At 39.5% G+C, this 11,635-nt stretch carries 12 protein-coding genes and 3 pseudogenes; 10 read left to right on the top strand and 5 right to left on the bottom strand.

Going from position 1 to position 11,635, the window contains the following annotated elements:
- Window positions 1-21: 21 nt before the first annotated feature.
- Window positions 22-921 carry an ATP adenylyltransferase family protein gene (locus tag WN50_RS23005; protein WP_200906340.1) on the bottom strand — a complete coding sequence of 300 codons (900 nt, stop codon included), beginning with the start codon at window positions 919-921 and terminating at the stop codon, window positions 22-24.
- A gap of 81 nt (window positions 922-1,002) precedes the next feature.
- Here WN50_RS23005 and WN50_RS36555 point away from each other — a divergent pair.
- Both WN50_RS36555 and dusA read left to right on the top strand, forming a co-directional pair.
- Window positions 1,003-1,490, top strand: a pseudogene (locus tag WN50_RS36555) (tRNA-dihydrouridine synthase); the annotation flags it as partial.
- A 1-nt stretch (window position 1,491) separates the two neighbouring features.
- On the top strand, window positions 1,492-2,190 hold a 699-nt coding region (gene dusA, locus WN50_RS36550), incomplete at its 5' end, for a tRNA dihydrouridine(20/20a) synthase DusA (RefSeq protein ID WP_063847416.1).
- Window positions 2,191-2,506: 316 nt separating this feature from the next.
- Here the strand turns inward: dusA and WN50_RS22990 are convergent.
- Window positions 2,507-2,716: a TOBE domain-containing protein gene (locus WN50_RS22990; protein ID WP_046276592.1), complete on the bottom strand. Its 210-nt coding sequence runs from the start codon at window positions 2,714-2,716 to the stop codon at window positions 2,507-2,509.
- A gap of 227 nt (window positions 2,717-2,943) precedes the next feature.
- On the bottom strand, window positions 2,944-3,900 hold the full coding sequence (locus WN50_RS22985; RefSeq protein ID WP_046276591.1) for a 3'(2'),5'-bisphosphate nucleotidase: 957 nt from the start codon (window positions 3,898-3,900) through the stop codon (window positions 2,944-2,946).
- A 133-nt stretch (window positions 3,901-4,033) separates the two neighbouring features.
- Between WN50_RS22985 and WN50_RS22980 the strand changes: the two are divergent.
- Both WN50_RS22980 and WN50_RS22975 read left to right on the top strand, forming a co-directional pair.
- A pseudogene (locus WN50_RS22980) lies at window positions 4,034-4,880 on the top strand (DNA-methyltransferase); the annotation flags it as partial.
- Between the two features lies 1 nt (window position 4,881).
- Window positions 4,882-5,141 (top strand): DNA methyltransferase (locus tag WN50_RS22975; protein ID WP_160315429.1); only part of this gene is annotated, 260 nt, incomplete at its 5' end.
- Here the strand turns inward: WN50_RS22975 and WN50_RS22970 are convergent.
- Window positions 5,119-5,712, bottom strand: coding sequence for a ScaI family restriction endonuclease (locus WN50_RS22970; RefSeq protein ID WP_152964904.1), 594 nt, complete (start codon window positions 5,710-5,712; stop codon window positions 5,119-5,121). The genes WN50_RS22975 and WN50_RS22970 overlap by 23 nt on opposite strands.
- Complete coding sequence (locus WN50_RS22965; protein WP_046276588.1) at window positions 5,713-5,931, bottom strand: helix-turn-helix domain-containing protein; 219 nt, start codon at window positions 5,929-5,931, stop codon at window positions 5,713-5,715. It lies immediately after the preceding gene.
- 180 nt (window positions 5,932-6,111) lie between these two features.
- On the opposite strand from WN50_RS22965, the gene WN50_RS22960 reads away from it, so the two are divergent.
- The 6 genes and pseudogenes from WN50_RS22960 to WN50_RS22935 all read left to right on the top strand — a co-directional run.
- Entirely contained in the window at window positions 6,112-7,614 is a 1,503-nt protein-coding gene (locus WN50_RS22960) for a type II CAAX endopeptidase family protein (protein ID WP_046276587.1), read from the top strand.
- A gap of 235 nt (window positions 7,615-7,849) precedes the next feature.
- Window positions 7,850-8,038 carry a hypothetical protein gene (locus WN50_RS22955; protein ID WP_046276586.1) on the top strand — a complete coding sequence of 63 codons (189 nt, stop codon included), beginning with the start codon at window positions 7,850-7,852 and terminating at the stop codon, window positions 8,036-8,038.
- Between the two features lie 16 nt (window positions 8,039-8,054).
- Window positions 8,055-8,855: a 2-succinyl-6-hydroxy-2,4-cyclohexadiene-1-carboxylate synthase gene (gene menH, locus WN50_RS22950; RefSeq protein ID WP_046276585.1), complete on the top strand. Its 801-nt coding sequence runs from the start codon at window positions 8,055-8,057 to the stop codon at window positions 8,853-8,855.
- Window positions 8,855-9,859, top strand: a complete 1,005-nt coding sequence (locus WN50_RS22945) for an o-succinylbenzoate synthase (protein WP_046276584.1) — start codon at window positions 8,855-8,857, stop codon at window positions 9,857-9,859. Before menH ends, WN50_RS22945 begins: the two co-directional genes overlap by 1 nt.
- A gap of 430 nt (window positions 9,860-10,289) precedes the next feature.
- Window positions 10,290-11,025 (top strand): annotated as a pseudogene (locus tag WN50_RS22940) (AMP-binding protein); the annotation flags it as partial.
- A 1-nt stretch (window position 11,026) separates the two neighbouring features.
- A partial coding sequence (locus tag WN50_RS22935) for an AMP-binding enzyme (protein WP_152964905.1) occupies window positions 11,027-11,530 on the top strand: 504 nt, incomplete at its 5' end.
- Between the last annotated feature and the right edge of the window lie 105 nt (window positions 11,531-11,635).

The following is an 11,635-nucleotide window of genomic DNA, read 5'->3' as shown; positions in this document are numbered from 1 at the left end:
GAAACCGGGTTGTTTAACTGTTTATTTCGGGATACAAACATTGCGTAAAACGGTAAATGGGGTAATTTCTCTGAGGTGTTGTAGTTCTTCTTCTGTTTTCACTAACATCGCCCCACAACAGCCCAAAGAATTCACTAAAATTCCTTCAAAACTTTCTTTAACTCTTGGAATTAATAACATCCATTCTCGTGTTATAATTAAATTGTAAGCACCCGATTGTTTTCCCGTCATGCCTTTTTCTCCCTGTAAACCGACTTTTTTTAACAGGTTATAATAAAACTCTAAAGTCGTGACTGCGGCTTCTTCGGGAGAACGAACTAAAAGCGGATCAAGGCGAATTAAACCATGAATAAAAGGCAGTTGGGGACAGTTGCCAATTGCGCCTAAAAATTGCGCTGAATTAATAGCAGGTTCAATGGGAACTTTCACGCCATTGGGAACAAGTGGAAGCGGAACAAGTTGCAGATGTTTGTGTCGTTGACTCGCCCCCGCATCGGCACCTCCGTTGTAAAATACCAATCCATCAATTTCGGCTAAAGCTATCCATAAAGCCTGAAAATCTTGCAGGGTTAATAAATTTTCTTGTTCTTCAAATTCTCGTGTTACAATTAACAGATGATGATCAAGGACATTATATTTATTCAGCAAACCTAAATGAGTCGGAGATAAATCAGCAACGAATAAATCTTTTTCATAGGGAAGAAACGGGTTAAAGGGTTTTCCAGACGTTTCAGATTTTTGCTCTTGTTGTTGTTTGGCTTGCTCTTTTCGTGCTAAATTAGAGACAATTCGCACAAAGAACAAAATGCCATCCTGTTCGATAAACTGATATTCAGTGGGGATAGACTGAAGCGCACCACATTGAAGTGCAAATCGGGTTTGTTCCTGAGTCCGTTTCCAGAGTGTACCGGGTTCCAACATCATCGAACTCTTTTCACTAAACGACAACAATAATACTAAATCTATTATCTCCTAAATTTGCTGCTGTCTTGCTAAGATCCGATGAATTTTACTTCCCCAAATCAAGTTTATCCTTTAAGTATCGCGCCGATGATGGATCGCACCGATCGCCATTTTCGGTATTTCATGCGCCAAATGACTCGACGGACATTATTGTACACTGAAATGGTGACGTCTGCGGCGATTATACATGGCGATCGCAACAAACTTTTAGGCTTTTCTCCAGAAGAAAAACCCCTCGTTTTACAAGTCGGAGGAGATCAACCCCAAGAGTTAGCCATCTGTGCAGAAATTGCCGAAGATATGGGTTATGATCAGGTGAATTTGAATGTGGGATGTCCGAGTTCACGGGTACTGGATGGCAATTTTGGCGCTTGTTTGATGGCGCAACCTCAACGAGTTGCTGAAGCGGTTTCTAAGATGCAAAGCCGAGTCAAAATTCCGGTAACAGTTAAACATCGTATTGGGATAGATGATCGCGATCGCTATGAAGATATGGCGAATTTTGTGCAAATTGTTTCTGCATCGGGNGTGGGATGTCCGAGTTCACGGGTACTGGATGGCAATTTTGGCGCTTGTTTGATGGCGCAACCTCAACGAGTTGCTGAAGCGGTTTCTAAGATGCAAAGCCGAGTCAAAATTCCGGTAACAGTTAAACATCGTATTGGGATAGATGATCGCGATCGCTATGAAGATATGGCGAATTTTGTGCAAATTGTTTCTGCATCGGGTTGTCAACAGTTTACGGTTCATGCGCGGAAAGCTTGGTTGCAAGGGTTAAGTCCCAAAGAAAACCGAGATATTCCCCCTTTACGTTATGAAGATGTGCATCGGTTGAAACAAGAATTTCCCCATTTGTTGATTGAAATTAATGGCGGGTTGACAACATTTTCTCAAGTTCACGAACAGTTAAAATCTGTAGATGCGGTGATGATCGGACGTGCGGCTTATGATCATCCTTATTTATTTGCAACGGCTGATCAAGAATTTTATGGCGAAGAAACGACTCCTTTAACTCGTCATCAAGTGGTTGAAGCGATGTTTCCTTATTTAGAATATTGGCTGAGTCGAGGCGTTAAATTAAATAGTATAATGCGTCATGTTTTACAACTGTTTACCGGACAACCGGGAACAAAAGCTTGGAAACGCTATCTGAGTGAAAATGGTTATCTCCCTGGTGCGGGAATAGAAGTGGTGCGAGAAGCATTAACTCAAGTTATTAACTTGTAGATAGTTGCTTTGTAGGTTGGGTTGAGGAACGAAACCCAACACAGCCCATAAAAAATTGGTGCTTTGTAGGTTGGGTTGAGGAACGAAACCCAACNTGCTTTGTAGGTTGGGTTGAGGAACGAAACCCAACACAGCCCATAAAAAATTGGTGCTTTGTAGGTTGGGTTGAGGAACGAAACCCAACACAGCCCATAAAAAATTGGTGCTTTGTAGGTTGGGTTGAGGAACGAAACCCAACATAAAAAATCAAACAATGATTGGTTTGAGTTGGGTTGCGCTACTGCTTAACCCAACCTACAATCGGGTGATCTAACGGCTACTCAACAGCTACGATCACATTACTCGCTTTGATAACTGCGTAGGCTTCTTTCCCTTCGGCAATCCCTAATGCTTCAGCAGAATCTTTAGTAATGATAGAAACCACTTCAACGCCGGGAGCAACTTCAATCACAACTTCTGTATTGACTGCTCCTGCGTGTACAGCTTTAACGGTTCCTTTTAGGGAATTTCTTGCGCTAATTTTCATGGATTCACCCTCTTTGGTTGTAAAGGTTTGGTTTGTTTGTTCTTAATGTCTAAACATTCCGTTCAAGAATAAGACTATAACACAAAATCGAGAGAGATCAAACCTTAATTTTTTTAGGTTTGACTCGACAAAAAAAAGGGAGAAGTACCCTTCCCCCCGCTTAAAATGGTCAAATTGTCAATCTAAAATGTTATGAATTCTCCATGAAAGCTTGAGAACTATTCCGACTATTTCAAAGCCGCTAATACCGTATCGTGAATAATGCCATTGCTAACAATTACACCCTGATTTTCCATCATTTTCGGTTTAGAAGCAAAATCAAGCGGTTTACCATACATATCTGTAACGCGCCCACCTGCTTCTTCAACAACGATCGCACCTGCGGCATGATCCCAAATATTCTCGCGGTAGTCGGGAGACTTGGGAGAGGGAAGCCGCAAATACAACGCAGCCTGTCCTGAAGCCACCGCCCCGTATTTGGCTTGAGAGTCCATGCGGATCGAAGGCGCTGTAATTCCCACAGCTTGGGCGATCGCATTTTGTCGATCCTGATCTCCGTGAGAAGATTCCACACTTTCGACAAAGCGCAGATTTGCGGTATCATCGGCTTTAACCACATGAATCGGAGTGGGTTCTGCGGTCGCAAAGGGCATCATTATCGCCCCTTCCCCCCGAACCGCCATAAACAACATCCCGGGTTTGTGATCTTTGACGGGATAGGCGGGACAAGCCATCACCCCTACTTTCACTTCCCCATCTTCAATCAGTGCCAAAGCGATCGCATATTGATCTTGTCGCAAAAAGCCTTTCGTCCCATCAATCGGATCTAATGTCCAAAAGCGTTGTCCGACTTGACCATTACCGCGATCAATCCAAGTGATCACCTGTTCGGATGTAGCATCTGCAATCTCACCTTTAACATATTCAGTGACTTTTGCCAAATTATGCGCCATTTCGGGTTTTCGTAATTCTGTCGCGTCCTCTTCTCCAACAATGGGATCATGGGAAAAGACTTCACTGATGGCTTTACAAATAATCGCCTGTGAACCTAAGTCCGCTACCGTAACGGGGCTTTTATCGCCTTTTTCCATCGCGGGGGGAATCGCCTGACGCACTTGTTCACACAATTTGGCGGCGGATAACGTGGCTTCAATTGCAACTTGCTTTTCGCGATCGTAGGACATTTATAGACTCCTGCTGCTCTCCATATCGAGTATAGCCGCAGTCGGATGGGTAATGTCTACTTATTCGGAGTCTCAAAAGTTTGGGACTACCCAGATAAATTGTTTAAAAGTTGACCTAAACTAAAGATATAGAATGGATTTTATGAGTGAGAAACGACAAATGGATTTATGTGAATTAAAGTCTTTTCTTGGAGATCCTGCTTATGAAGATGAGGATGTATTAATTTATCAGGGTGATTGTTTAAAGTTAATAAATCACCTACCTGCCGAGTGTTTGCGTTTAACCGTAACCTCTCCTCCTTATAATATCGGTAAAGAGTATGAATCGGTATTACCTGTAGAAGATTATATTACATGGATAGCCGAATGGGTAAGTCAAGTATATCGTTGCACATCACCGGATGGAACCTTTTGGTTAAATCTTGGATATCTATCACTTCCGAATACAGCGAAAGCCATTCCTATTCCTTATCTCATTTGGGATAAAATTCCCTTTTTTTTAATCCAAGAAATTGTCTGGAACTATAGTGCTGGTGTAGCTGGAAGATTATTTTTTTCTCCGAGAAATGAAAAGTTTCTCTGGTATGTTAAAGATGATCATAATTATACATTTAATTTGGATGATGTGCGAGATCCCAATGTTAAATATCCCCATCAAAAGAAAAACGGTAAACTGAAATGTAATACTAAAGGTAAAAATCCTACAGATGTCTGGAAAATACCTAAAGTAACATCTGGAAAAAATCGTAGTTCCAAAGAAAGAACTCCTCATCCAGCTCAATTTCCAATTCAGCTTGTTAGCCGTATTATTTTAGCAAGTAGTAACCCTGGAGATATTGTTTTTGATCCTTTTCTGGGTTCAGGTTCTACAGCAGAAGCAGCTATTCGTAATGGTCGAAAAACAGTTGGTTTTGAGATTAATAATTTATATATCGATCTAGCAATAGAGCGGATCAAAAGAATTCGTTATGAACTGGAGANCTCAATTTCCAATTCAGCTTGTTAGCCGTATTATTTTAGCAAGTAGTAACCCTGGAGATATTGTTTTTGATCCTTTTCTGGGTTCAGGTTCTACAGCAGAAGCAGCTATTCGTAATGGTCGAAAAACAGTTGGTTTTGAGATTAATAATTTATATATCGATCTAGCAATAGAGCGGATCAAAAGAATTCGTTATGAACTGGAGAATCAAGTTGAACAGAAAAGTTTATTTGAGCTACTTACGGACTCATTTTCAGGGTAACTAACTTTAAACTTGCTACCTTTGCGCCAATGGATGCTTGTTGTCCTGTTGGTTTATTTTGACCGACCCAATCTTCATCATCAATCCAGCCAAAACGAATTTTCCAGATTTTTCGCTGCAAATCATCCTCTTTAGGGAGTTTGTAGTTAATAATCAGATAATATCCAGTTCGATACTTCAAGCGATTCTCTGAACGATGACCTGTACTTCTATTTCCATAAAAGCTACTTTTGCTAGAAGAGGTTTTCACTTCAAAAGAATAGCGGTCATTAAAAGTACAAACGATATCTTTTTCATGTTTAGCTTGACTTCCTCTCCAACCGGAATTTTGATGAGCTAGACGGACTGCAATCAAACGTTCTAATATAATTCCTATAGCTTGAGCAGGTAAAAATATATCTCGACCTATTTGTAATCTAAAATCACCAAAACTCGAAGAATACAGATCTTTCCATGCCTCCTCAACTGTAGAGATTAAAACTTCACTAGAAAGCGGAAATTCATCAATAACTTGTCTTGTTATTGCCATCCAGTCGCTTTCTGGATGTCCTATATACGGAGATGTTAGCAACTAATCAACTCCCTCTAAAAGTTTGCTTGCAGAGACACCAAGAGCATGAGCTAAAGCGACAATATTATCCAAACTGACATTCCGCTCACCTCGCTCTATTGCACCAACATAGGTTCGATGTAGATCGGCTTTTTCTGCAAGTTGCTCCTGTGAAAGTCCTTGCTTGATGCGAAGTTGTCTAATATTGCTCCCTAACTTTTTTCTTGGCTGATGATTCATTCAGCGATCATCTAGCCCCTGATCGACAAAAGTCTACAGACTATAAGTAGCAATCTGGACAGAGACTAAATTAAATGAAGTTTATTGATATGAAGCAGGCCTAATATACACTAGGATCAGGATGCCTAAAATTTGTTAGAATATACATCTTTGTCAACTGAAATATTTTCTGGAGACTCAATGACAATCAAGCGATTTATCTTAGGAATTCTGACCTTACTGACCATTATACTGGTGGGTGCTTCATTAATCGATAGTATCACTCAACCGCAAATTCAAAGCCGTCTGGAACTCTATCAAACCAATCTGATTCTTCATGCAACAGAATGGCAAGCCGATCCAGAGTTTCAACAAGATTTTAGCACCTTAAAAAATAATCTGATTGGTGAAAATGCCTCAACATCTGCCCTCAAACAATACAAGGAGGTGCAGTCGGGGGCAAAAGACAATCTAGAAACAGTTAAAACCCTAGAATCGCCTTCTCAATCTGCTGAACAGTTACAACAATTGATCGATGAATTAACAATCCGCATCGGCATTTTACAAGCCGAACAAGGTGAAACTGAAGAAGCGTTAAACACTTGGCAGACGTTGATTCCAACCAGTCAATCTCTACCCAACTCTCAAAAACAGCTTGAACTCGCTAAAGTTTTACGGGGAATTTGGAGTGAGCCAGCCCGAATTTTTCCCGAGACTGAATTAACGATTAAAAATAATTTAGAGGGATGGTTTAGTTATCAGGCTTTGTCTCGACTTTATCAACTCCAAGAACGCACAGAAGATTTACAAATCCTTCAAGCAAAAGAACAAGAACTTGCTGAAGAAGCGGTTGTTAAACTCACCGTTATTAGTGCAATTCCGGGAATCGGGTTATTTGTCGGTGTGATTTTGTTGATTGTCTTAGGGGTTCAATTCCTATTGAAAGGAAAAGATTCTATTCTCGCTCAAAATACTGATGTTACTTGGTTAACGCCTTGGGATACAGAAACGCTGATTCAAGTTTTTGTGGTGGGGTTTTTCTTGGTTGGACAACTGGTGATTCCCATCATATTTAGTTTGGGTTTTCAGTTTCTTAATATCAATCCTGCCAGTTTTGATGTTCGCAGTAAAGCGTTTTATGTCTGGGCAAATTATGGCTTTTTGATGCTGGGTGGATTATCGGTTTTGTATTTCTCTTTGAAACCTTTTTTCCCCTTACCCGAAGGATGGTTTAATATTGACTGGAAAAAAGGCTGGTTTTTCTGGGGGTTGGGAGGTTATGTTACTGCACTTCCTTTAGTGATTTTAGTCTCTTTAATTAACCAACAACTTTGGTATGGGCAGGGGGGAAGTAATCCGCTTTTATCCATAGCCTTAGAAAATCGAGATCCGGTTGCTTTGATTATCTTTTTTGTGACGGCTTCTATTGCGGCACCTGTGTTTGAAGAGATTATGTTTCGCGGGTTTTTACTCCCTTCTTTGACTCGATATATGCCGCTTGGAGGTGCGATTTTACTGAGTAGTTTATTCTTTGCGATCGCTCATATGAATATCTCGGAAGTCATTCCGTTAATGACTCTGGGAATTGTTTTAGGAGTTGTGTATACGCGATCGCGGAATTTGTTATCGTCTATGTTGTTGCATTGTTTGTGGAATAGCGGAACATTATTAAGTTTATATGTTCTTGGAAGCGGTTCTGCCTAACAGAAATATTACCGAAAGGAAAAAAGGGTTTAATCACTAATCTCCGGTTATTCGAGAGACAAACGTAGGATACAAGATTTTGTAAAGAAATGATAATTGTTTAACATTGTTCACTTTTTGTATCATCGTTTTTTGTTCAATTTCGTTACAATAGAAAATGAAGCTTTTCAAGTCAGTTGAAACAATTCAAGCTGAATTAGAAACGCTTTCACAGCAGTTTTTCGTGATCTAACCTATGGAATATTACTTCACAGCTTTCACCATTTTTTTCTTTCTCGCCTCCTATGGCTATAGCTTTCTCATCGTTAAATTGGCGAAACAACGAGGCGAAGAATTTCTCTTTTTTGGAATGTTAGGCGGTTTATTTGTATTTATGGCATTCTGTGCGGCTGCGGTTCCTTTTCTGCACTGGGTTTATGATTAATAAAAACTCAGCGTAAATGTCACAACATTACAACTTTCACTCTTTTCGCACGGGGAATGTCAATTTACCCGTTCTCTTATTTTTACATGGATTTCTGGGAAATGGCAATGATTTTAATACGGTCATTTCCCCCTTATCTAAAAGCTTTGATTGTATAGCCGTTGATCTACCGGGACATGGAAAAACTAAAGTTAACAGTGGAGATGATTTTTACAGCCTCTCAAACACAGCTAAAGGCTTAATAGATTGGTTAGAAGAATTACAGATTAAACAGTGTTTTCTCGTCGGTTATTCGATGGGAGGAAGGTTAGCACTTTATCTGGCTTTATATTATCCTCAATATTTTAACAAAGTTGTTTTAGAATCAGCTTCTCCGGGATTAAAAACCGAAAAAGAGCGAAGTCAACGTTATTTATCGGATTTACAATTAGCAGAAAAACTCGAACAGCAAGACTTACAAAGTTTTTTAAAAAATTGGTACAATCAGCCGTTATTTAAAACGTTTAAAAATCATCCCAACTTTAACACAATTTTAGCACGGCGTCTGCAAAATAATCCAACAGAGTTAGCCAAATCTCTAGGAATGATGGGAACAGGAAATCAACCCTCACTCTGGGATAAACTTTCAGAGACGAAAGTTCCGCTTTTATTGTTGGTTGGAGAGTTGGATGAAAAGTTTATTAAAATTAATCAAGAAATGGCGAATTTATGTTCGACTGCAAAGCTTGAAATTATTCCCAACTGCGGTCATAATATTCATGTAGAAAATCCCCAACAGTGGGTTAAACTGGTGCAAGAGTTTTTAGTCGAGAGTTAATGGTTTATCAGTTTAACTTTTCTCCCTATTGTCGCAAGTTCAAACACCCTTTAAAAACTCATCACGGAACTTGGAAAACCCGTGAGGGAATTATTATTCGTCTCACAAACGAACAGGGAAAAATCGCTTGGGGTGAAATTGCACCTTTGAGTTGGTTTGGTTCGGAAACGTTACAACAAGCGTTAGAATTTTGTCAGCAACTTCCCCAAACGTTAACGTTAGAAGATATTCTCGAAATTCCAGATAACCTTCCTGCTTGTCAGTTTGGGTTTGAGTCAGCTTTGACCTATCCAAAAACCCGGTTTCTCAAAGAAACCGGGTTTTTAAGAGAACTGAAATTCAGTGGACTTTTACCGTCAGGAAACGCTGGATTACCAGTCTTTAAAACCCTTTTAAATCAAGGTTTTAGAACGTTTAAATGGAAAATCGCGGTTCATCCGATTTCTGAAGAACTGCAAATCTTTAAACAGTTAACTCAACTCATTTTAGAGACAATAAACTCAGAAAGAGAAAAGCAAGAAATTATCTATTTGCGGTTAGATGCGAATGGGGGATTGAGTTGGGAGGAAGCGAATCAATGGTTATCCGTTTGTGATGAAATAAAATCTGATATTCTCAAAATTGAATATCTAGAACAACCCTTATCTGTTGATCAGTTTGCTGAAATGTTGGCGTTAAATAAACAATATTCTACTCCTATTGCGTTAGATGAATCTGTCGCTAACCTTAAACAAATTAAAGACTGTTATCAACGGGGTTGGCGGGGAATTTTTGTGATTAAACCTGCTATTGTGGGTTCTCCGCGAAAACTGCGAAAATTGTGTCTTGAAAATTCAATTGATGCGGTATTTTCATCCGTCTTTGAAACCCCAGTGGGAAGACAAGCGGCTTTGAATTTAGCCTCTCAACTCTCTGATCCTAAACGAGCGGTGGGTTTTGGAATTGGACATTGGTTTCAGGAAAATGATCAAAGTTGGTGGTGTGAATTGAGTTCAACTTTCTGATAAAGTGAGAGACAGCAATATTCGAGAAAAAACGAGCGTGGTATCTTTTCAAGTTAAAAGCAGTTCATCAACTGATGTTAAAAATTATTTAAATTTGAGAACCGATGATTGGTTAATCGGATATAATTGTTCTGAGTTTAATAAAATCTATCAACATCGCTTTCAAGAACTAACTGAATTTATCAACGCTCAGGGAGTTCATCCCAAAATTATCCTCGCCGAACCCGAACCGACAGTTTTTTTAGCAACGTTTCTAGCCGCAGTTGTCACTAAATGTCCGATTTTTTTATGCAATCCCAACTGGGTAAAAGCGGAGTGGGAACAGGTTTTTAAAATCGTTCATCCCGATGTGATTTTCGGCAATTTAGAGGAGTTTAACCCCTCCTATATTCAGACAAATTCTGTTATTTCAACTCCTCACGCTTCCATTATGATTCCCACTGGGGGTTCATCGGGAAATATTCGATTTGTGATTCATACTTGGGAAACGTTAACGGCTTCGGTGCAAGGATTCCAACAGTATTTTAACATAAAACAGGTCAATTCTTTCTGCACTTTACCTTTATATCATGTTAGTGGATTAATGCAATTTATGCGTTCTTTCACAACAGGCGGAACGTTAGCAATTTTTCCGTTTAAAACGCTGGAAAGGGGAAAATTCCCAGAAATTAATCCTTCAGAATTTTTTATTTCTCTGGTTCCTACCCAACTCCAACGCCTTTTAAATCATTCTCAAACAACTCGTTGGCTGTCGCAATTTCAGACGGTTTTGTTAGGGGGTGCGCCTGCTTGGTTAGAATTATTACAACAGGCGAGACGGCATCAAATTCGACTCGCTCCCACCTACGGAATGACGGAAACAGCCGCTCAAATTGCGACCCTCAAACCCGAGGATTTTTTAGCAGGAAATAACAGCTATGGTCAAGTTTTACCCCATGCTAAAATAACAGTATACAGTGAAAATAATCAAGAATTAGGTGTCAATTTACTGGGAATTTTAACAATAGACGCAAACTCTTTGGCTTTAGGATATTATGGTCAAAGTGACAAGGCAAAATCTGGGCTGAAAACTCTCAAATCTGATGATTTAGGTTATTTGGATGAACAGGGATATTTAACAATTGTCGGACGCAATAGCTATAAAATTATTACTGGGGGTGAAAATGNGAAAATAATCAAGAATTAGGTGTCAATTTACTGGGAATTTTAACAATAGACGCAAACTCTTTGGCTTTAGGATATTATGGTCAAAGTGACAAGGCAAAATCTGGGCTGAAAACTCTCAAATCTGATGATTTAGGTTATTTGGATGAACAGGGATATTTAACAATTGTCGGACGCAATAGCTATAAAATTATTACTGGGGGTGAAAATGTTTATCCGGCGGAAGTAGAAGCAGCAATTCGTTCAACAGGTTTGGTAGCGGATGTCGGCGTTATTGGTTTACCAGATAGTCATTGGGGACAGGTAGTAACAGCGATTTATGTTCCTAATATTCCCGATGTTTCTATCTCGAATTTGCAGATAGCATTACATGAAAAACTGAGCAAGTTTAAACAGCCTAAACATTGGGTAGCTGTCGATGTTTTACCTCGAAACCTTCAAGGAAAACTCAACTTTAAACAGTTAGAAGAACTTGCTGAAACGTTTCTCAATCGTTCAAGTGTTTAACTACCTTACAAATCAAAGTGGTACAATGGCAATACCGTTTGATAAAGATAAGCCGGAAAAAATGAATGCCAAAGATTATCCATTTGCACAAGAATTAATTACTGA

This window comes from Limnoraphis robusta CS-951 (genome assembly GCF_000972705.2).
This window is presented reverse-complemented; position numbering and strand designations above follow the sequence as displayed.

Excerpts from the sequence above, each read along its gene's own strand:
- WN50_RS23005 (WP_200906340.1), bottom strand. The coding sequence starts at position 921 with ATGTTGGAACCCGGTACACTCTGGAAACGGACTCAGGAACAAACCCGA.
- WN50_RS22990 (WP_046276592.1), bottom strand. The coding sequence starts at position 2,716 with ATGAAAATTAGCGCAAGAAATTCCCTAAAAGGAACCGTTAAAGCTGTA.
- WN50_RS22985 (WP_046276591.1), bottom strand. The coding sequence starts at position 3,900 with ATGTCCTACGATCGCGAAAAGCAAGTTGCAATTGAAGCCACGTTATCC.
- WN50_RS22965 (WP_046276588.1), bottom strand. The coding sequence starts at position 5,931 with ATGAATCATCAGCCAAGAAAAAAGTTAGGGAGCAATATTAGACAACTT.
- WN50_RS22960 (WP_046276587.1), top strand. The coding sequence starts at position 6,112 with ATGACAATCAAGCGATTTATCTTAGGAATTCTGACCTTACTGACCATT.
- WN50_RS22955 (WP_046276586.1), top strand. The coding sequence starts at position 7,850 with ATGGAATATTACTTCACAGCTTTCACCATTTTTTTCTTTCTCGCCTCC.
- menH (WP_046276585.1), top strand. The coding sequence starts at position 8,055 with ATGTCACAACATTACAACTTTCACTCTTTTCGCACGGGGAATGTCAAT.
- WN50_RS22945 (WP_046276584.1), top strand. The coding sequence starts at position 8,855 with ATGGTTTATCAGTTTAACTTTTCTCCCTATTGTCGCAAGTTCAAACAC.